The sequence below is a fragment of the Pseudomonas sp. 18-147 genome (assembly GCF_051048045.1).
In the GTDB taxonomy this organism is placed as follows: Bacteria; Pseudomonadota; Gammaproteobacteria; order Pseudomonadales; family Pseudomonadaceae; genus Pseudomonas; species Pseudomonas aeruginosa.
In genome coordinates this window covers 2,444,793-2,463,127 of the sequence record NZ_CP182296.1, presented here as the reverse complement: position 1 = coordinate 2,463,127, position 18,335 = coordinate 2,444,793, and the positions used below count along the sequence as shown (strand labels likewise).

The following is an 18,335-nucleotide window of genomic DNA, read 5'->3' as shown; positions in this document are numbered from 1 at the left end:
TGCGGCGCAACGCAGCCGGCGCCCGGAACGAATCTTACCCCAGAAGCCTGGCGAGCGACCGCGCCCACCTCCGCCGCCGAACGCGACGGAAAAGGCGTCCAGCGCGCGGGACCCGGGACGTCCTCGCTACCGCGAGACAGCGGGGCTTGAACGGCAGAACGAGGCAAGTAAAGGAGACCAGGACGAGCAGCCTGGGGCGCAGAAACGAAAAAAGGGCCCGAAGGCCCTTTTCTCTTCGACCCAGGCCGAAACCTAGATCATGTTTGGAGCGGGAAACGAGACTCGAACTCGCGACCCCGACCTTGGCAAGGTCGTGCTCTACCAACTGAGCTATTCCCGCGTTACAACTTGTTGCCCGTTCGGCCGAAACCGAACCTTTGACGCCTAACTTTCACCAACCCCGCCGAAGCCAGGTTGTAGAATTTGGAGCGGGAAACGAGACTCGAACTCGCGACCCCGACCTTGGCAAGGTCGTGCTCTACCAACTGAGCTATTCCCGCAATGGCGTCCCCTAGGGGACTCGAACCCCTGTTACCGCCGTGAAAGGGCGGTGTCCTAGGCCACTAGACGAAGGGGACGCGGCCCGGAACTTACAACAGATCTTTCCGGCTTCCAGTGTTTCGCGTTTGGCTTCACGCTGGAAGTGGCGCGCATTTTATGGAGCGTCCGGGGAGGCGTCAACCCTTCTGAGAAAATTTTTTTAAATCAAAGACTTCTGTGCAAATAATGAGCTGCTGCTATCAGTGGTAGCACCAAGACATTAGACTGAGAAAATTCTTACAGCGGAGTCCCAAGGTGTCGCCACTCCTCATTACCGCCCTCATCATCGGCGGGATCGCCCTCCTCATCGCCATTGGCTATATCAACCACGTGGTGGAAAACAGCAAGCTGGAGAAAGCGCGCCTGAAGGCCGAACTCAACGACCGGGTCCGGCGCTGCGCGCAGATTTCCGAGAGCCTTCCCGGCCAGTTCGTCAGCCCGTCGCTGAAGCTGTTGATGAGCCAGATCGAGCTCAGCCTCAGCGAGCAGCAACTGGCGCTGGAGAAGAAAGCCGATGCCGGGCTCAAGGCTCGTATAGAAGAGTTGCGCGCGCTGGTCGCCAAGGGCGAGTCGATCCCGGTGCGCAATCCGCCCCAGGCGATCCTGACCGAGGACAAGGCCAAGGAAGTCCGCTTCCTCTTCGAAGCCCTGCATGCCCAGCTCACCCGTTTCACCCAGGACGGCCACCTGCCGCGCAGCGAGGCGCAGATCTGGGTCAAGGAGATTCGCCACCTCCTGGTGCGCCTGCATATCGAGTTCTTCGGCAATCTCGGCCAGCAGGCCCTGCAGCAGAACGAACCGCGCCAGGCGCGCCTGGCCTTCGAACGCGGCGCCCAGTACCTGCGCAAGCAGCCCGAGCTGGCGCGCTACCAGGCGGAGCTGCAGCAGATGGAAGCGCAGCTGGCCCGCGCCAACGCGATGGTGCTGAACAACAGCCAGCCGGCGAGCGAGGAGCCCAGCGAACTCAACGAGGGATTGAAGGCCCTCGATGCAGACGACCTGTGGAAGAAGAAGAACGTCTACGACTGATTCCGGCCTGCCTACGGCAGCCGTGCTATAACCCAGGCTCATATCGACCGAGGAAATCGTTATGAGCCTGACACTCTACGGAGCCCCGCTGTCTCCGTTCGTCCGCAAGGTCCGCCTGCTCCTGGCCGAAAAGGGCCTCGACTACCAGTTGGAAGCGATCGCCCCGTTCGGCCAGCCGGCCTGGTATCGCGAGATCAGTCCGCTGGGCCGCATCCCGGCGTTGCGCGACGGCGACCTGGCCCTCGCCGACTCCAGCGTGATCTGCCAGTACCTGGAAGAACGCTATCCCGAACCGCCGAATCTCCAGGGCGACGCCCCCGCCAGCCGCGCAGCGGTGCGCTGGCTGGAAAAATACGCCGACTACGAGATCGCTCCCCTGGCCACGCTGACGATCTTCCGCAACCGGATACTCAAGCCGGCGATGGGCCAGGCCTGCGAGGAGAACGACGTGCGTCGCGCGCTGGAGGAAAAGCTGCCAGCGCACTTCGATTACCTGGAAAACCATCTCGACGGCCGGGCCTTCTTCGTCGGCGAGCGACTGACCCTCGCCGACCTGGCGATCGCCAGCCAGTTGGTCAACCTGCGTCACGCCGGCGAAAACCTGGACGAGCAACGCTGGCCGGCCCTCGCCGCGCATTTCGCGCGGATGCTCGAACGCCCGGCGATGCAAGCGCTGCTGCCGGGGGAACGACGGACCCTCGACAAGCTCGCAGCGAAAGCCTGAACGCGTCGCTCAGCAGTCCGTCAGGCGCAGGAATATCTCCACCAGGCCTTCGATCCCGGCCTGGTCCTCGGCGCTGAAGCGTCCCACGCTCGGGCTGTCCAGATCGAGCACAGCGACCAGGCGGCCGTCCTTGAGCAGAGGCACCACCAGTTCGCTGCTGGAAGCGCTGTCGCAGGCGATGTGGCCGGGAAACGCGTGGACGTCGTCGACCCGCTGGGTCAGCCGGGCACGCGCCGCGGCGCCGCAGACGCCCTTGGAGAAGGGGATGCGGACGCAGGCGACCTTGCCCTGGAACGGTCCCAGGACCAGTTCCTCGTTGCGGTTCAGATAGAAGCCGGCCCAGTTCAGGTCGCCCAGCTCATGGAAGAGAAAGGCGGAGAACTGCGCGGCGTTGGCGATGAAATCGCGCTCGTCGGCGAACAGCGCCTCGGCCTGCGCCGCCAGCAGGGCGTAGCCGGCCAGCCCGGCGCCAGATTGCTGCAGATCGATCATGCCTGGCGCTCCAGCAGTTGCTTGCCCACCCAGTAGCGGGAGAACTGATAGGCGCAACGGCCGTTGCGGTTGCCGCGGCCAAGCGCCCAGCGGATCGCTTCCTTCTCCAGTTCCTCGCTCCAGCTCCAGGCCAGCCCGGCCTTCTCCGCGAGCACGTCCACCCAGTGGCGAACCACGCTGAGGAAATGCTCCTGGGTGAAGGGATAGAACGACAGCCACAGGCCGAAACGGTCGGACAAGGCGATCTTGTCCTCCACCGCTTCGTTGGGATGCAGCTCGCCGTCCACCATCTTCCAGTTCTCGTTGTCGCTCTGCTTCTCCGAAACCAGGTGCCGGCGGTTGGAGGTGGCGTAGAGCAGCACATTCTCCGGCGCCTGTTCCAGCGAGCCGTCGAGCACGCTCTTGAGTACCCGGTAGTCACCTTCCCCGGCATCGAACGAGAGGTCGTCGCAGAACAGCACGAAGCGCTGTGGCAGGCCTTGCAGTTGCTCCACCACGCGCGGCAGGTCGGCCAGGTGGTCGCGCTCGATCTCGATCAGGCGCAGCCCGGCGCCGGCCAGCTCGGCCAGCAGCGCACGAACCAGGGAGGACTTGCCGGTCCCGCGGGCCCCCCAGAGCAAGGCGTGGTTGGCCGGCTGGCCGGCGACGAACTGGCGGGTGTTGCGTTCCAGTTGCTCGCGCTGCCGCTCTACGCCCAGCAGGTCGGCCAGGCGCAGGTCGAGGCTGACCTCCAGCGGCTGCAGGTAGCCGCTACGGCCGTCGCGGTGCCAGCGCGCCGCCAGACTGCGCTCCCAGTCGACGGCTTCGCGTACGGCCGGCAGCAGCGGCTCCAGGCGCGCGAGCACGCTTTCGGCGCGGGCAAGAAAATCGCTCAATCGGGAATCCACTCTGTTCTCCTCGGATCGGACTGACGTCACGGATCGATCATCGGTTGCGCCCAGGAACCCCGACAGACGGTCGGGATGGGCTATGCTAGGCGGCAGAACCTCGCCAAGGCTGATCCCCGCCCCCATGGATATAGCGCTGACCCATCGCCTGTCGTTCAAACAGGCCAGCCTCACCGTGCTGGTGGCCTTTATCCTGGGAACCCTGCTCAGCCTGATTCAGGTTGGCGTCGATTATGCCAGCCAGGACGCATCCATCAATCGCGAAGTGCGCGCGCTCCTGGACGTCAGCCACAACCCCGCCGCGCGAATCGCCTACAACATCGATGCGGAGCTGGCCCAGGAGCTGGTCCTCGGCCTGCTCCGTTCGCCCGCCGTGGTCCGCGCGGAAATCATCGACACCTCCGGCCTGCCGCTGGCCAGCGCCTCGCGCGAATCCGCCGAAAGCCGCCTGCGGCCGCTCAGCGACTTCCTCTTCGGCCACAAGCGGGTCTACGAGGACCCGTTGCATGTCGACCATGCGCCGGGCGAGGCCCTCGGCGTACTGCACCTGGAAATCGACACCTTCGTGTTCGGCAACGACTTCCTCCGTCGCGCCGGCATCACCCTGCTCTCCGGCTTCGTGCGCAGCCTGCTGCTGTCGCTGATCCTGCTGGTGCTCTTCTATACCCTGCTGACCAAGCCCCTGGTCAGCCTGATCCAGGCCCTCAGCGGACACGATCCACGCTCGCCGGCACGCATGCGCCTGCCCTGCCCCAAGGGCCACGAACGCGACGAGATCGGCGTGCTGGTGGAAGTCATCAACCGCCAGCTCGGGCGCATCTCGGTAGAGATCGAACAGCGCCGGGAGGCGGAGAACCGCCTGACCCAGTACCTGGAGGAGCTGGAAAGCATCGTCGCCGCCCGTACCGCCGAGCTGAAGGCCGCCAACGCGCGCCTGACGCTATCCAACCAGGAACTCGAAGAAGCCCGCCAGACCGCTCTCGATATGGCCCAGGCCCGCGCCAGCTTCCTGGCCAACATGAGCCACGAGATCCGCACGCCGCTGAACGGCCTGCTCGGCATGCTCTCGCTGAGCCTCGACGGCCCGCTCACCCCGGAACAGCGCCAGCAACTGTCGATCGCCCACGACTCCGGCAAGGTGCTGGTGGAATTGCTCAACGACGTGCTCGACCTCTCCAAGTTCGAGGCCGGGCAACTGGTCCTGGAACAGATCCCGTTCGACCTGGGCGTCCTGGTGGAAGACACCGCCAGCCTCCTCTCGCAGAACGCCGCGGCCGGCGTGGAGCTGACCTGCCTGGTCGACCCCGCCCTGCCCGCCCAGGTTTCCGGCGACCCGACGCGGATTCGCCAGGTCGTCAGCAACCTGCTGTCCAACGCGCTGAAGTTCACCCGCCTGGGGCGGGTCGACGTTCGCGTGGAAGCCACCGCCGAGGGTGTGCGCATCAGTGTGCGCGACACCGGCATCGGCATCGCCCAGGAGGCGCTGGATCGCATCTTCCAACCGTTCACCCAGGCCGACGCGGGTATCACCCGCCAATACGGCGGCACAGGCCTCGGCCTGGCCCTCACGCGCAAGCTGTGCGAGGCCATGCAGGGCGAGCTGACGGTGGAGTCGACGGTCGGCCTGGGCAGCCTGTTCAGCGTCGGCCTGCCGCTGGCGCCGGTCAGCCCTCCGCTGCAGGCGCTGCCGCTGCGCGGCCGGGTGATCGCGCAATGCTCGGCCAACAGCGGGCTGGCGCAGCTGCTGCAAACCTGGCTGCCGCGCTGGGGCCTGGAGTACAAGCGTCTGGAGACCGACGACAGCCTGCTCGGCCACTCGCTCGACGTACTGATATCGGATTGCCCGGACTGTCTGATGGGACTGCGTCCGAGCATCGGTACGCCGATCCTGCTGGTCACCGCCTACGGCAGTTTCCTCGAACCGGAGCTGGCCCGCCGCCTGTCGCCGCTGCGCCAACTGGCCAGGCCGCTGAGTCGCAACCAGTTGTACCAGGCCCTGAAACACGTGCTCGAACACACTGCCATAGCCCCGTCGAGCGCCTCGGACACCACGGGAGAACAGCGCAACACCCGGGTCCTGCTGGTGGAGGACAACCCGGTCAACCAGTTGGTCGCCAAGGGCCTGCTGCACAAGCTCGGCTGCCAGGTATGGATCGCCGAACACGGGCTGAATGCCCTGAAGATGCTGGAGGAGCATCCCATCGACCTGGTCCTGATGGACTGCAACATGCCAGTGATGGACGGCTACGAAGCGACCCGGCAGATCCGCGACAGCGGACGCTGGGGCGGCCTGCCGATCATCGCGCTGACCGCCAACGCCCTGCCGGACGAGCGCGAACGTTGTCGTGCCGCCGGCATGGACGACTACCTGGCCAAGCCTTTCCACCGCGACGAACTGAAAGCCATCCTCGACCGTTGGTGCCCGCTCACCGCGAGCGACTAGCCGGCCTCGCGACGACGGCTAGCCTCCTACCACCAGACGGAAGCGCGACAGCAATCCGCCCAGGCGCTGGTGCAGGTCGAACATCTCGTTGAGGTCGAAACCGGTGCTGCAGATCAGCTGCTGGCGCAGCGGAATGACCCGTTCGCGCAAGGTGATCCCCGGCACCGTCAGCGTCAGGTGCACTTCCCGCTCATCGTGACTGGCGCGACGGCGATCCACCAGGCCGAGCTGTTCGAGACGCTTGAGCAAGGGCGTCAGGGTTCCGGAGTCGAGCAGCAGGCGGTCGCCCAGGGCCTTCACCGTCGGCTGCTCCGGCGGGCTCGCATGCCACTCCCAGAGCACCAGCATGACCAGGTACTGCGGGTAGGTCAGGCCGATCTGTTCGAGCAGCGGCCGATAGCCGCGGATCACCGCGCGCGAGGCGGCGTACAGCTTGAAACACAGCTGGTTGTCGAGCAGCAGCGATTCTTCGACGCCATCCGGCCTGGCGACTTTTCCCCGGGTGCTCATTCAAGCAGCGCCTCGATCGCCGAGCTCAGCTCCTCCGGCTTGGTGGTCGGCGCATAGCGCTTCACCACCTGGCCATCGCGGCCGATCAGGAACTTGGTGAAGTTCCACTTGATGCCCTGGCTGCCGAGCAGGCCCGGCGCGCGCTTCTTCAGGCTGACGAACAACGGGTGGGCGCCGGCGCCGTTGACCTCGATCTTCCTGAACAGCGGGAAGCTCACCCCGTAGTTCAGTTCGCAGAACTGCGAAATCTCGCCCTCGTCGCCCGGTTCCTGCTTGCCGAACTGGTTGCAGGGGAACCCGAGCACCACCAGTCCGCGCTCACGGTATTTTTCCCACAAGGCCTCCAGCCCCTGGTACTGCGGGGTGAAGCCGCACTTGCTGGCGGTGTTCACCACCAGCAGCGCCTTGCCGCCGAAGTCGGCCAGGGTCTTCTGTTCGCCCTTGATGGTGGTGCAGGGAATGCTCAGCAGCGAATCGCTCATGGCTTGTCTTCCTTGTTGAGGGTGGGTCTCGAAATAAAGTAGCTCGCAATTCAATTGCACACAACTTGATTGAATGAAAAACGACCCGAACCAAAGACGGGTCGTCGCTCTCTAGCTCTCCCGCGGCACCAGCTTCAGCGAGGCCGAGTTGATGCAGTAACGCAACCCGGTGGGCCGGGGGCCATCCGGGAAGACGTGCCCCAGGTGGGCATCGCAGCGACCGCAGCGGACTTCGATGCGATGCATGCCGTGGCTGAAGTCGTCCAGTTCGCGGACCGCCTCGGCGTCCACCGGCTGGAAATAGCTCGGCCAACCGCTGCCGGAGTCGTACTTGGCGTCGGAGTCGAACAACGCCGTGCCGCAGCAGGTGCAATGATAGATCCCGGGGGTCTTGGTGGCGTGGTATTCGCCACTGAAGGCGCGTTCGGTACCGCCCAGGCGACAGATGTGGAACTGCTCTTCGGTCAACTCCTCGCGCCAGGAGTCCAGGGGTTTGTCGATCTTGCTCATCGGCTCTACCTCGCGATCTGAAAAATGCCCGGCGCTCCCTTTTCCGGGGGACGGGCCGCACGTATCATGCGTGCTCCTTATAGACGCCAGTCTGTCACCCGCGTTACAGCCTGCCAAGCCGCGATCCAGCGGGCTTTTCGCAGCCTGTTCCACGGTGTTCGCTCACTTCGGGACTCGACACATCATGCAGGTCAGCAAATCGAACAAGCTCGCCAACGTCTGCTATGACATTCGCGGGCCGGTGCTCAAGCACGCCAAACGCCTAGAGGAAGAGGGTCACCGCATCCTCAAGCTGAATATCGGCAACCCGGCGCCGTTCGGTTTCGAAGCTCCCGAGGAAATTCTCCAGGACGTCATCCGCAACCTGCCGACCGCCCAGGGCTACAGCGACTCCAAGGGCCTGTTCAGCGCGCGCAAGGCAGTGATGCAGTATTACCAGCAGAAGCAGGTGGAAGGCGTCGGCATCGAGGACATCTACCTCGGCAACGGCGTGTCGGAACTGATCGTGATGTCCATGCAGGCGCTGCTGAACAACGGCGACGAGGTGCTGATCCCCGCTCCCGACTACCCGCTGTGGACCGCCGCCGTCAGCCTCGCCGGCGGCAAGCCGGTGCACTACCTGTGCGACGAGCAGGCCAACTGGTGGCCGGACCTGGAAGACATCAAGGCGAAGATCACGCCGAATACCAGGGCGATGGTGATCATCAACCCGAACAACCCCACCGGCGCGGTGTATTCCAGGGAAGTGCTGGAAGGCATGGTCGAACTGGCCCGCCAGCACAACCTGGTGCTGTTCTCCGACGAGATCTACGACAAGATCCTCTACGACGGCGCCGTCCACGTCTCCACCGCCTCGCTGGCGCCGGACGTGCTCTGCCTGACCTTCAACGGCCTGTCCAAATCCTACCGGGTGGCCGGCTTCCGCTCCGGCTGGGTGGCGATCTCCGGGCCCAAGCAGCGGGCGCAGAGCTATATCGAAGGTCTCGACATCCTCGCCAACATGCGCCTGTGCGCCAACGTCCCGGCGCAGCACGCGATCCAGACCGCCCTGGGCGGCTACCAGAGCATCAACGATCTGGTCCTGCCGCCGGGGCGCCTGCTGGAGCAGCGCAACCGCGCCTGGGAACTGCTCAACGACATCCCCGGCGTCAGCTGCGTGAAGCCGATGGGCGCGCTGTACGCCTTCCCGCGGATCGATCCGAAGGTCTGCCCGATCCACAACGACGAAAAGTTCGTCCTCGACCTGCTGCTCTCGGAAAAACTGCTGATCGTCCAGGGCACCGCCTTCAACTGGCCGTGGCCCGACCACTTCCGGGTGGTCACCCTGCCCCGCGTCGACGACCTGGAGCAGGCGATCCTGCGCATCGGCAGCTTCCTCAAGGGCTACCAGCAGTAACCCCCCCGCTCCCGCGGCGCCGCTGGCGCCGCCCTGCCCGGCGACCCATCCATGGACCTGCAGATCGACGACTTCCACAAGGACGCCGCTGGCGGCCTCCTACTTCTCTACCAGGCGTTTCCGCGCAAGACCGCGCTCTACGTCGAAGACCTGATCGGCCGCGAGGCGCCGGACGAGTTCAGCCTGCCGAGCAAACGTCACCAAAGTTGTCTGGGCGCGTTGCTCTGGCTCGCCGAGGAAGGCTACCTGCGCTTCGCCAACACCATTCATTACGAGGCTCTCGACCAGGCGGTGCTCAGCGAAAAGGCCTTCCTAAGACTTACCCGTATCGTCCCCCGGGCCGCGGCGGCGCTGGCCGAGGCGCCGGCCAGCGTGCGCCGCGAACAGGCCAGCCTGGCCAACCAGTTGCGCCAGGCGCTGGCGCAGGGCGACGGCGAACGCCTGGCCGGGCTGACCCGACTGCTGTTCGAGGGCAATCTGGGCGCGCAAGGCGACACAGTTTGAAATAGTCCCTCGATTGAATCGCCATGGACCGCCCCTTATATAACCCCGCATGATTATCAGGAGCCCGTTCGCCCGCCCCGGCGGCCTGCGAACCGCGCTCCGTGCCTTCAGCCGTGAGGAGAAGCTTTACACCATGATGCGCATCCTGTTGTTCCTGGCCACCAACCTGGCAGTCCTGGTGATTGCCAGCATCACCCTGAAACTGCTCGGGGTGGACCGCTTCACCGGCCAGAATTACGGCAGCCTGCTGGTCTTCTGCGCCGTGTTCGGTTTCGCCGGTTCGCTGGTCTCGCTGTTCATCTCCAAGTGGATGGCGAAGATGAGCACCGGTACCGAAGTCATCAGCCAGCCGCGCACCCGTCACGAACAGTGGCTGCTGCAAACCGTCGAAGAGCTGTCCCGCGAAGCCGGCATCAAGATGCCGGAGGTCGGCATCTTCCCCGCCTACGAGGCCAACGCCTTCGCCACCGGCTGGAACAAGAACGACGCGCTGGTCGCGGTCAGCCAGGGCCTGCTCGAACGTTTCTCGCCCGATGAGGTGAAAGCCGTCCTCGCCCACGAGATCGGTCACGTCGCCAACGGCGACATGGTCACCCTGGCATTGATCCAGGGCGTGGTGAACACCTTCGTGATGTTCTTCGCGCGGATCTTCGGCAACTTCGTCGACAAGGCCATCCTGAAGAACGAGGACGGCCCGGGCATCGGCTACTTCGTCGCGACCATCTTCGCCGAACTGGTGCTCGGCATCCTCGCCAGCATCATCGTCATGTGGTTCTCGCGCCGCCGCGAGTTCCGCGCCGACGCCGCCGGCGCCCACCTGGCCGGCACCGGCGCGATGATCGCCGCGCTGCAACGCCTGCGTTCGGAACAGGGCGTGCCGGTGCAGATGCCCGACACCCTGAACGCCTTCGGCATCAATGGCGGCCTCAAGCACGGCCTGGCCGGCCTGCTGATGAGCCACCCGCCGCTGGAAGATCGTATCGAAGCGCTGCGCGCCAGCGCACGCTGATCCGCTTTCACACTTGGGACAGGGCGACCATCGGTCGCCCTTTTTTTATGCCCGGGAAAGCCACCTATCCATGGTCGCTTTGACAGCCGCGAGCCAGCCCCGGAACATGCGGGTCCGTGATTTCGCCCGATGAGGTTCCCATGCAGATCCGCGCCGATTTCGACAGCGGCAACATCCAGGTCATCGATGCCAGCGATCCCCGCCGGATCCGCCTGGCGATCCGTCCCGACCTGGCCAGCCAGCATTTCCAGTGGTTCCACTTCAAGGTCGAGGGCATGGCTGCCGCCACCGAGCACCGCTTCACCCTGGTCAACGCCGGCCAGTCGGCCTACAGCCATGCCTGGAGCGGCTACCAGGCAGTCGCCTCGTACGATGGCGAACGCTGGTTCCGCGTACCGTCGCAATACGACGCCGACGGCCTGCATTTCCAGCTGGAACCGGAAGAAAGCGAAGTCCGCTTCGCCTACTTCGAGCCCTACAGCCGCGAACGGCATGCCCGCCTGGTCGAACGTGCGCTCGGCATCGAGGGCGTCGAACGGCTCGCCGTCGGCACCAGCGTGCAAGGCCGCGACATCGAATTGCTGCGGGTCAGGCGCCATCCCGACAGCCACCTGAAGCTGTGGGTCATCGCCCAGCAGCATCCCGGCGAACACATGGCCGAATGGTTCATGGAAGGCCTGATCGAGCGCCTGCAGCGGCCGGACGATACGGAAATGCAGCGCCTGCTGGAAAAGGCCGACCTGTACCTGGTGCCGAACATGAACCCGGACGGCGCGTTCCACGGCAACCTGCGCACCAACGCCGCCGGCCAGGATCTCAACCGGGCCTGGCTGGAGCCGAGCGCCGAGCGCAGCCCGGAAGTCTGGTTCGTCCAGCAGGAGATGAAGCGCCATGGCGTCGACCTGTTCCTCGACATCCACGGCGACGAGGAAATCCCCCACGTATTCGCCGCCGGCTGCGAGGGCAACCCGGGCTATACGCCCCGCCTGGAACGGCTCGAGCAACGCTTCCGCGAGGAACTGATGGCGCGCGGCGAATTCCAGATCCGCCATGGCTACCCACGCAGTGCGCCGGGCCAGGCCAACCTGGCGCTGGCCTGCAACTTCGTCGGGCAGACCTACGACTGCCTGGCGTTCACCATCGAGATGCCGTTCAAGGACCACGACGACAACCCGGAGCCCGGGACCGGCTGGTCCGGCGCCCGCTCCAAGCGGCTCGGCCAGGACGTCCTGAGCACCCTTGCGGTACTGGTCGACGAACTCCGCTGAAAATGGACGGGGCGCCGCGCGGCGCCCCGTTTCAGCCTCTCTCCAGCAGGTAGACGGCCTCGTCCAGCCAGGACACCCCGCGCTCGAGGAATTTCCAGTTGACGCCGAGCACGTCGCCGCGCTCCAGTTCCTCGATCCGCCAACCGCCAGCGTAGTAGCCACGCACCTCCTCGTCGGGCACGGCGAACGGCGGACCGGCCATCTCCGCCTGCGGGTAGTCGATGGTGACCAGCAAGCCGAGGCTGCGCGTCGGCAGGACCGCCTGGAGATGCCCGGCATAGCGCTCACGCATCTCCGGCGGCAGGGCGATCAGCGCGGCGCGGTCGTAGAACGCCCTGCACTGCGCCAGGTGCTCTGCCTGCAAGGCGAAGAAATCACCCTGCAGCAGGGTGATGCCGGCGACCCGGTAGCGGCGGAAACCATCCAGTTGATCGATCTCGGGGCGCAGGTCGTGCTCCTCGAAGAAGTCGCTCACGGCCTTTTCCGAAAGCTCCACCCCCAGCACCTCCAGTCCCTGGGCGGCCAGCCAGGCCAGGTCCAGGGTCTTGCCGCACAACGGCACCAGGATCTGTTCGCCCGCTTGCAGTCGCAGCCGCGACAGGTGGCGCATCAGGTAGGGATTGATCTCGTCCAGGTGGAAGCCGATCTGGTTGTTCGCCCAGCGGGCGTGCCAAAAATCCGCCTGCATCCTGTCCTCCGCATTCGTGGGAAAAACCGCAAGGTGGCGACAATCGGCCGGCAGGTCAACTCCCCTGCGCATCTCCCTCGCGCACTTCCACCAGCACCGGACACGGCGCCTCGCGGATCACCCGGTCGCCGACCGAAGGATCGAGCAGGCGCTCCAGCCGTCCCAGGTGCCGATGGCCGATGACGATCAGCTCGCAGCCCAGGCGCCGCGCCTCGCCCAGGATCACCTGCACCGGGTCGCCGGCACGCAGCTCGGCCCGTACCTCCAGCTCGCACCCGGCTAGCAGCGCACAAGCCTCGTCGAGCACCTGCCGGGCCTCTTCGCACTCGTGCGCGGCGGGCGGATAGTCGAGCAGCGTCGGCCGGCCCGGCAACGCATAGCCGGCGTCCACCGCGCACAGCAGGTGGACCCGCGCGCCCGGCGCGGCGGCCTGCCGCGCCAGCTCGGCAATGCGACGGGTCTGCGGGCCGCCGTCGATGGCGACCAGGAGCGTATGGAACATCGGCAAATCCTCGGATAGAGCGTGCACCGGCATTCTTCGGCAGCCACCGGTGCGCGTAAAGGCACCGCGAACGCAATCCAGCAATGCAGCGAACGCACGCCTGGGAGAACGAAAGACTGCACCCTGCGCATGCCAGCGTGCTTATACTTCCACTCCATGCATCTTCCCGATCTGAATCTCCTGGTCGCCCTCAACGTTCTTCTCGAAGAGGGCAGCGTGGTCGGAGCCGCGCGCCGCATGCACCTCAGCCCACCGGCGATGAGCCGTACCCTGTCACGGATCCGCGAGGCGGTAGGCGACCCGATCATGGTCCGCGCCGGCCGCAAGCTGGTGCCCACGCCCCGTGCCCTGGAACTGCAGGAGCAGGTCCGGCAACTGGTGGACCAGGCCCGCGACCTGTTCAACACTCGCGAGACCATCCAACTGGACAAGCTGGAGCGCTGCTTCACCCTGCGTTCCAACAACACCCTGGTCGGCGGTCTGTCGATACGCCTGCTGGAGATCTTCGCCGAGGAGGCGCCGCGCTGCACCCTGCGCTTCGTGCAGGAGTCGGACATCGACGACGAGGCACTGCGGCAGAACCGCATCGACCTCTACATCGGCGCCTCGTCCTGGATGGAACCCGAGGTCAAGACCCAGCAGTTGCTCACCACCCGCTTCGTCGGCCTGGCCCGCCAGGGGCACCCGATCTTCGACGGCGAGATCACTCCGCAGCGCTTCGTCGCTTTTCCGCATATCGCCGTCTCGCGTCGTGGCCTCAACCATGGACCGCTGGACCAGGCCCTGGGAGAACTCGGCCTGAAGCGCGACGTCAAGCTGATCAGCCCGACCTTCCACTCGGCGATCTTCGCCCTGCCCGGCTCCGACCTGCTGCTGCCGATCGCCGAGCATTCCCTGTGGCGGGCCAACCGACTGGGCCTGGGCCTGCGCCAGTTCGACATCCCGGTGCCGTTGAAGACCGTGATGGTGGTCCAGGCCTGGCATCCACGCTTCGACAACGATCCCGCGCACCGCTGGTTCCGGCAAACGATCAAGCGGATTTGCGAGGAAGTGCAGAGCGATCCCCATCCGCTGCTTGGCTCCAACTGAAACAGATGCACAAAATGCACTGATTCATTTCGATCATTTCAATTTTCACACTACCGGGACGCTCCTAGACTGCGGCGGAAATCAGAAGAGTTTCCGCCCATGCCTTGTTTCCCCACCCTCGCCGTAGCGAGGTCGCGATGACTTCGCTCGCCACCCCGCTCGGCCAGCCGACGCCAACCGCAGCCCCCGCCGCCCAGCCTTTCGGCACGCGCATCGTGGTAGGCCTGCTCGGCGTGCTGCTCGCCTCGCTCACCGCCGGTCTCAATGGTCATGTCACCGAGATCGCCATGACCGATGTGCGCGGCGCACTCGCCATTGGCCATGACGAAGGCACCTGGCTGACCGTGCTCTACGAAGCCACCCAGGTCGCCGCCATGGCATTCGCACCCTGGTGTTCGGTGACCTTTTCCCTGCGCCGCTTCACGCTCTTCGCCATCGGCGGCTTCGCCCTGCTGGCCCTGCTCTGTCCGTTCGCGCCGAACCTCGAGAGCCTGCTGGTCCTGCGCACCCTGCAAGGGCTGATGGCCGGCTGCCTGCCGCCGATGCTGATGACCGTGGCGCTACGCTTCCTGCCACCCGGGATAAAGCTCTATGGCCTGGGCGCCTATGCCCTCACCGCGACCTTCGGGCCCAACCTGGGCCTGCCACTGGCGGCGTTCTGGTTCGAATACGTCGGCTGGCAGTGGGTGTTCTGGCAGGTCATTCCACTGTGCCTGGTGGCGATGGCCGCGGTGTCCCATGGCATCCCCCAGGACCCGGTGCGCCTGGAACGCTTCCGCCAGTTCGACGGCATCGGCCTGCTCACCGGCTTCCCGGCGATCTGCGCCCTGGTGATCGGTCTGCTGCAAGGCGAACGCCTGGACTGGTTCGAGTCGCCGCTGATCTGCCTGCTGCTGGGCAGCGGCAGCCTCCTGCTGGGGCTGTTCCTGGTCAACGAATGGAGCCACCCGCTGCCGTTCTTCCGCCTGCAGTTGCTGAAGCGCCGCAACCTGACCTTCGCCCTGATCACCCTGGCCGGCGTGCTGGTGGTGCTCGGCGCGAGCATGGGCGTGCCGACCGAATTCCTCGCCGAGATCCGCGGCTACCGCCCCCTGCAGAGCGTACCCATGGTGTTGCTGGTGGCCCTTCCGCAGCTCGTCGCGCTGCCGCTGGTGGCGGCCCTCTGCAACATCCCGCGGGTCGACTGCCGCTGGGTGCTGGCCTGCGGCCTGTGCCTGTGCGCCGGTGCCTGTCTGAGCTTCAGCCAACTGACGGCGGACTGGGTGCGCGAGGACTTCTACCTGCCGATGCTGTTACTGGTGGTCGGCCAGCCGATGGCGGTGATTCCGCTGCTGATGCTCTCCACCAGCGTCATCGCGCCCATCGAGGGACCCTTCGCCTCGGCCTGGTTCAACACCGTCCGCGGCTTCTCCGGGGTAGTCGCCACCGCGGTGATCGGCGCCCTCGGCACCGCCCGCGAGCACTACCACTCCAACCGCCTGGTGGATCACCTGGGCAATGCGCCCCAGGCCGTCGAACTGCGCCTGCAACAGATCGCCGGCCTGCAACCGGGCGCCGACTCCGGCGCGCACTGGCAGCACCTGGCCGAACAGGCCCGCCAACAGGCCCAGGTGCTGGGCAACGCCGACGTGCTGCTGGCAATGGCCGGCCTGGCCTGCGCCCTGCTGATCCTGATTCCGATCCTGCCGCAACGGGCCTACCCGCCCCGCCCGGTCGCTCCCACACACTGAAAGGTCGCTGTATGTCGTTCATCACTTCGCGCAAGGGCAGCCTGCTGCTCGCCGCCCTGCTGGTCCTGACCCTACTGGTCTACCTGCTGTTCCACCTGCTCGCCCCACGGGTCGTGCAGAGCACCGACGACGCCTATGTGCACGCCGATTTCACCCTGGTCGCGCCGAAAGTCGCCGGCTTCGTCCAGGACGTTCTGGTCGAGGACAACCAGCCGGTCAAGGCCGGCCAGTTGCTCGCCCGCCTCGACGACCGCGACTTCCGCACCGCCCTGGCCGCCGCCGAAGCCGACGTGCTCGGTGCCGAGGCCAACCTGGCCAATGCCGAGGCCAACCTGCAACGCCAGCAGGCGCTGATCGAACAGGCGCGGGCCAAGGTCCGCGCCGAGCAGGCCGAGCTGGTCTTCGCCCGTCACGAGCAAAGCCGCTACCAGACCCTCGCCAGCAAGGGCGCCGGCAGCCTGCAGAACGCCCAGCAGGCGCAATCGCGGATCGATACCGCCAGCGCCCGGCTGGCCGAGGGCCAGGCCGCAGTGGATGCCACGCGCAAGCAGGTGAGCGTCCTCGAAGCCCGCGTCGGCCAGGCCCGTGGCGACCTGCAACGCATGCAGGCGCGACGCGACCAGGCCCGCCTGGACCTCTCCTACTGCGAACTCCGCGCGCCCTTCGACGGCCAGGTCGGCCGCCGCCAACTGCGCGTCGGCGCCTATGTCACGCCGGGCAGCGCGCTGCTGGCGGTGGTGCCCCTGCAGCAGGCCTACGTGGTCGGCAATTTCCAGGAAACCCAACTGACCCACGTCTCTCCCGGACAGGCCGTGGAGATCCGCGTCGATACCTTCCCCGGCGGGGTTCTGCGCGGCCATGTCGACAGCATCGCACCGGCCACCGGCCTGAGCTTCGCGCCGATCGCCCCGGACAACGCCACCGGCAACTTCACCAAGGTGGTCCAGCGGATCCCGGTGAAGATCGTTCTCGAGCCGCGCCAGGCCATGGCGGGCAAGTTGCGTGTGGGCATGTCGGTGGAAGCACGGATCGACACCGCGACCGGCACCCGCTCCGCCGAGGTCGCCCAGCAATGAAAGGCACTCCGCTCCTGCTTATTGCCAGCCTTGCGCTCGGCGCCTGCAGCCTCGGCCCCGACTTCACCCGCCCGGACCGCCCTGCGCCCGGCGAATGGTCGCTCCAGGCCGCTGCCGGCAACCCCAGCCACCTCGCCGCCGCGCCGCTCGCAGCCCAATGGTGGACGCTGTTCGACGACGCGCAATTGAACGCCCTGCTGCAACGGGTCCAGCGTGCCAACCTCGACCTGCGCAGCGCCGCGGCGCGCCTGCAGCAGAGCCGCGCGATCCGTCGCAGCCTCGGCGGCGACGCCCTGCCCTCGGTGGACGCCAGCGGCAACTACCAGCGCCAGCGGACCACCAGCGCCGGCCTGTTCGATCCTTCCGGCAAGGCCGGCAAAGGCAACTACAACCACGCCCTGGCCGGCTTCGACGCCTCCTGGGAGCTGGACTTCTGGGGCCGCGTGCGACGCGAGCTGGAAGCCGCCGACGCGACGGTGGAAGCCAGCGAGAACGAACTGCGCGACGTGCAGGTCTCGGTGCTGGCGGAAGCCGCGCGCGACTATATCCAGTTGCGCGGCGAACAGAACCGTGCGGCGATCATCCGCGACAACCTCGAGACCGCACGGCGCAGCCTGGAACTCACCCGCACGCGCCTGGCCAACGGCGTCGCCACCGACCTCGAGGTAGCCCAGGCGCTGGCCCAGGTGGCCAGCATGGAGGCACGCCTGCCCGAGGTGGAAAAGAACCAGGCGCACCTGGTCAACGCCCTCGGCTACCTGGTCGGTGCCAGCCCCGGCAGCCTGCTCGCCGAACTCGGCCCGGCGCGGGCGATTCCGCGTCCGCCGGGCAGCGTGCCGGTCGGCCTGCCGTCCGAACTGGCCCAGCGCCGCCCCGACATCCGTCGTGCCGAAGCGCGCCTGCACGCCGCTACCGCCAGCATCGGCGTGGCCAAGGCGGACTTCTATCCGCGCATCACGCTCAACGGCAACTTCGGTTTCGAATCCCTGCAACTGTCCAGCCTGGGCGACTGGGACCATCGCCAGTTCGCCATCGGCCCGGCGTTCAGCCTGCCGATCTTCGAAGGCGGACGCCTGCGCGGACGCCTGGAGCTACGTGAGGCACAGCAGCAGGAAGCCGCCATCGACTACCAGCGCACCGTGCTGCGTGCCTGGCAGGAAGTCGACGACGCGATGCACGACTACGCCGCCAACCAGCGCCGCCAGGAGCGCCTCGGCGAAGCCGTGGCGCAGAACCGCCGCGCCCTGCAGAGCGCCCGCGAGCAATACCGCGCCGGCGCGGTGGACTTCCTCAGCGTGCTCGACAGCCAGCGGCAACTGCTGGACAACCAGGAACAGCAGGTCGCCAGCGACGAAGCGGTGTCGCTGACCCTGGTCAACCTCTACAAGGCGCTGGGCGGCGGCTGGAGCCCAACGTCCGACCCGGCGTCGGGCTGAGACGGCGCCGGGCGCGGACC

18 protein-coding genes and 3 tRNA genes are annotated in these 18,335 nt (G+C 66.4%); 11 read left to right on the top strand and 10 right to left on the bottom strand.

Going from position 1 to position 18,335, the window contains the following annotated elements:
• Positions 1–264: 264 nt before the first annotated feature.
• The 3 genes from ACM0M4_RS11895 to ACM0M4_RS11885 all read right to left on the bottom strand — a co-directional run bounded on the left by ACM0M4_RS11895 (position 265) and on the right by ACM0M4_RS11885 (position 578).
• A tRNA-Gly gene (locus ACM0M4_RS11895) sits at positions 265–340 on the bottom strand.
• An 84-nt stretch (positions 341–424) separates the two neighbouring features.
• Positions 425–500: transfer RNA gene (locus tag ACM0M4_RS11890), tRNA-Gly, on the bottom strand.
• Between the two features lie 2 nt (positions 501–502).
• Positions 503–578, bottom strand: a tRNA-Glu gene (locus ACM0M4_RS11885).
• Positions 579–795: 217 nt separating this feature from the next.
• Between ACM0M4_RS11885 and ACM0M4_RS11880 the strand changes: the two genes are divergently transcribed.
• Positions 796–1,569 carry a hypothetical protein gene (locus ACM0M4_RS11880; protein ID WP_003090903.1) on the top strand — a complete coding sequence of 258 codons (774 nt, stop codon included), beginning with the start codon at positions 796–798 and terminating at the stop codon, positions 1,567–1,569.
• Between the two features lie 61 nt (positions 1,570–1,630).
• On the top strand, positions 1,631–2,293 hold the full coding sequence (locus ACM0M4_RS11875) for a glutathione S-transferase family protein (RefSeq protein ID WP_003114770.1): 663 nt from the start codon (positions 1,631–1,633) through the stop codon (positions 2,291–2,293).
• Positions 2,294–2,302: 9 nt separating this feature from the next.
• On the opposite strand, the gene ACM0M4_RS11870 is transcribed toward ACM0M4_RS11875, so the two are convergent.
• Positions 2,303–2,785, bottom strand: coding sequence for a GAF domain-containing protein (locus ACM0M4_RS11870; RefSeq protein WP_054375722.1), 483 nt, complete (start codon positions 2,783–2,785; stop codon positions 2,303–2,305).
• The gene (locus tag ACM0M4_RS11865; protein WP_003143737.1) at positions 2,782–3,672 is read right to left on the bottom strand and encodes an ATP-binding protein; all 891 of its coding nucleotides are present in this window, start codon (positions 3,670–3,672) and stop codon (positions 2,782–2,784) included. The genes ACM0M4_RS11870 and ACM0M4_RS11865 overlap by 4 nt, the downstream gene beginning before the upstream one ends.
• An 82-nt stretch (positions 3,673–3,754) precedes the next feature.
• Here ACM0M4_RS11865 and sagS point away from each other — a divergent pair, with 82 nt between their 5' ends.
• Positions 3,755–6,115, top strand: coding sequence for a two-component system sensor histidine kinase/response regulator SagS (gene sagS, locus ACM0M4_RS11860; protein ID WP_003158678.1), 2,361 nt, complete (start codon positions 3,755–3,757; stop codon positions 6,113–6,115).
• A gap of 18 nt (positions 6,116–6,133) precedes the next feature.
• Here sagS and ospR read toward each other — a convergent pair whose 3' ends face one another.
• The 3 genes from ospR to msrB form a co-directional block, all read right to left on the bottom strand.
• Positions 6,134–6,625 (bottom strand): hydroperoxide stress response transcriptional regulator OspR, encoded by a 492-nt coding sequence (gene ospR, locus ACM0M4_RS11855; protein WP_003114767.1) that lies wholly within the window; start codon positions 6,623–6,625, stop codon positions 6,134–6,136.
• Positions 6,622–7,107 (bottom strand): glutathione peroxidase, encoded by a 486-nt coding sequence (locus ACM0M4_RS11850; RefSeq protein ID WP_003090910.1) that lies wholly within the window; start codon positions 7,105–7,107, stop codon positions 6,622–6,624. Before ACM0M4_RS11850 ends, ospR begins: the two co-directional genes overlap by 4 nt.
• Before the next feature lie 111 nt (positions 7,108–7,218).
• Positions 7,219–7,617 carry a peptide-methionine (R)-S-oxide reductase MsrB gene (gene msrB / locus ACM0M4_RS11845; protein ID WP_003090911.1) on the bottom strand — a complete coding sequence of 133 codons (399 nt, stop codon included), beginning with the start codon at positions 7,615–7,617 and terminating at the stop codon, positions 7,219–7,221.
• Between the two features lie 184 nt (positions 7,618–7,801).
• On the opposite strand from msrB, the gene ACM0M4_RS11840 reads away from it, so the two are divergent.
• The 4 genes from ACM0M4_RS11840 (at position 7,802) to ACM0M4_RS11825 (ending at position 11,794) form a co-directional block, all read left to right on the top strand.
• The gene (locus ACM0M4_RS11840; protein ID WP_003090913.1) at positions 7,802–9,013 is read left to right on the top strand and encodes a pyridoxal phosphate-dependent aminotransferase; all 1,212 of its coding nucleotides are present in this window, start codon (positions 7,802–7,804) and stop codon (positions 9,011–9,013) included.
• 51 nt (positions 9,014–9,064) lie between these two features.
• Complete coding sequence (locus ACM0M4_RS11835) at positions 9,065–9,517, top strand: hypothetical protein (RefSeq protein ID WP_221345538.1); 453 nt, start codon at positions 9,065–9,067, stop codon at positions 9,515–9,517.
• 133 nt (positions 9,518–9,650) lie between these two features.
• Positions 9,651–10,526 (top strand): protease HtpX, encoded by an 876-nt coding sequence (htpX, locus tag ACM0M4_RS11830; protein WP_003090915.1) that lies wholly within the window; start codon positions 9,651–9,653, stop codon positions 10,524–10,526.
• Positions 10,527–10,666: 140 nt separating this feature from the next.
• Complete coding sequence (locus tag ACM0M4_RS11825) at positions 10,667–11,794, top strand: M14 family metallopeptidase (protein ID WP_003090916.1); 1,128 nt, start codon at positions 10,667–10,669, stop codon at positions 11,792–11,794.
• A 31-nt stretch (positions 11,795–11,825) separates the two neighbouring features.
• Here ACM0M4_RS11825 and ACM0M4_RS11820 read toward each other — a convergent pair whose 3' ends face one another.
• Together ACM0M4_RS11820 and ACM0M4_RS11815 are read right to left on the bottom strand one after the other, a co-directional pair.
• Positions 11,826–12,482 carry a thiopurine S-methyltransferase gene (locus tag ACM0M4_RS11820; protein ID WP_003106082.1) on the bottom strand — a complete coding sequence of 219 codons (657 nt, stop codon included), beginning with the start codon at positions 12,480–12,482 and terminating at the stop codon, positions 11,826–11,828.
• Positions 12,483–12,537: 55 nt separating this feature from the next.
• Positions 12,538–12,984: a universal stress protein gene (locus ACM0M4_RS11815; RefSeq protein ID WP_003106084.1), complete on the bottom strand. Its 447-nt coding sequence runs from the start codon at positions 12,982–12,984 to the stop codon at positions 12,538–12,540.
• Between the two features lie 129 nt (positions 12,985–13,113).
• On the opposite strand from ACM0M4_RS11815, the gene ACM0M4_RS11810 reads away from it, so the two are divergent.
• The 4 genes from ACM0M4_RS11810 to ACM0M4_RS11795 all read left to right on the top strand — a co-directional run bounded on the left by ACM0M4_RS11810 (position 13,114) and on the right by ACM0M4_RS11795 (position 18,315).
• The gene (locus ACM0M4_RS11810) at positions 13,114–14,073 is read left to right on the top strand and encodes a LysR family transcriptional regulator (protein WP_003143729.1); all 960 of its coding nucleotides are present in this window, start codon (positions 13,114–13,116) and stop codon (positions 14,071–14,073) included.
• Positions 14,074–14,210: 137 nt separating this feature from the next.
• Positions 14,211–15,803, top strand: a complete 1,593-nt coding sequence (locus tag ACM0M4_RS11805; RefSeq protein WP_003114761.1) for an MFS transporter — start codon at positions 14,211–14,213, stop codon at positions 15,801–15,803.
• Positions 15,804–15,814: 11 nt separating this feature from the next.
• A complete protein-coding gene (locus ACM0M4_RS11800) occupies positions 15,815–16,879 on the top strand; it encodes an HlyD family secretion protein (RefSeq protein WP_054375723.1) in 1,065 nt (354 codons plus the stop codon).
• Positions 16,876–18,315 (top strand): efflux transporter outer membrane subunit, encoded by a 1,440-nt coding sequence (locus tag ACM0M4_RS11795; protein WP_003114759.1) that lies wholly within the window; start codon positions 16,876–16,878, stop codon positions 18,313–18,315. Before ACM0M4_RS11800 ends, ACM0M4_RS11795 begins: the two co-directional genes overlap by 4 nt.
• Positions 18,316–18,335 lie beyond the last annotated feature (20 nt).

Excerpts from the sequence above, each read along its gene's own strand:
- ACM0M4_RS11875 (WP_003114770.1), top strand. The coding sequence starts at position 1,631 with ATGAGCCTGACACTCTACGGAGCCCCGCTGTCTCCGTTCGTCCGCAAG.
- ACM0M4_RS11870 (WP_054375722.1), bottom strand. The coding sequence starts at position 2,785 with ATGATCGATCTGCAGCAATCTGGCGCCGGGCTGGCCGGCTACGCCCTG.
- sagS (WP_003158678.1), top strand. The coding sequence starts at position 3,755 with ATGCTAGGCGGCAGAACCTCGCCAAGGCTGATCCCCGCCCCCATGGAT.
- ospR (WP_003114767.1), bottom strand. The coding sequence starts at position 6,625 with ATGAGCACCCGGGGAAAAGTCGCCAGGCCGGATGGCGTCGAAGAATCG.
- ACM0M4_RS11850 (WP_003090910.1), bottom strand. The coding sequence starts at position 7,107 with ATGAGCGATTCGCTGCTGAGCATTCCCTGCACCACCATCAAGGGCGAA.
- msrB (WP_003090911.1), bottom strand. The coding sequence starts at position 7,617 with ATGAGCAAGATCGACAAACCCCTGGACTCCTGGCGCGAGGAGTTGACC.
- ACM0M4_RS11840 (WP_003090913.1), top strand. The coding sequence starts at position 7,802 with ATGCAGGTCAGCAAATCGAACAAGCTCGCCAACGTCTGCTATGACATT.
- ACM0M4_RS11835 (WP_221345538.1), top strand. The coding sequence starts at position 9,065 with ATGGACCTGCAGATCGACGACTTCCACAAGGACGCCGCTGGCGGCCTC.
- htpX (WP_003090915.1), top strand. The coding sequence starts at position 9,651 with ATGATGCGCATCCTGTTGTTCCTGGCCACCAACCTGGCAGTCCTGGTG.
- ACM0M4_RS11825 (WP_003090916.1), top strand. The coding sequence starts at position 10,667 with ATGCAGATCCGCGCCGATTTCGACAGCGGCAACATCCAGGTCATCGAT.
- ACM0M4_RS11820 (WP_003106082.1), bottom strand. The coding sequence starts at position 12,482 with ATGCAGGCGGATTTTTGGCACGCCCGCTGGGCGAACAACCAGATCGGC.
- ACM0M4_RS11815 (WP_003106084.1), bottom strand. The coding sequence starts at position 12,984 with ATGTTCCATACGCTCCTGGTCGCCATCGACGGCGGCCCGCAGACCCGT.
- ACM0M4_RS11810 (WP_003143729.1), top strand. The coding sequence starts at position 13,114 with ATGCCAGCGTGCTTATACTTCCACTCCATGCATCTTCCCGATCTGAAT.
- ACM0M4_RS11805 (WP_003114761.1), top strand. The coding sequence starts at position 14,211 with ATGACTTCGCTCGCCACCCCGCTCGGCCAGCCGACGCCAACCGCAGCC.
- ACM0M4_RS11800 (WP_054375723.1), top strand. The coding sequence starts at position 15,815 with ATGTCGTTCATCACTTCGCGCAAGGGCAGCCTGCTGCTCGCCGCCCTG.
- ACM0M4_RS11795 (WP_003114759.1), top strand. The coding sequence starts at position 16,876 with ATGAAAGGCACTCCGCTCCTGCTTATTGCCAGCCTTGCGCTCGGCGCC.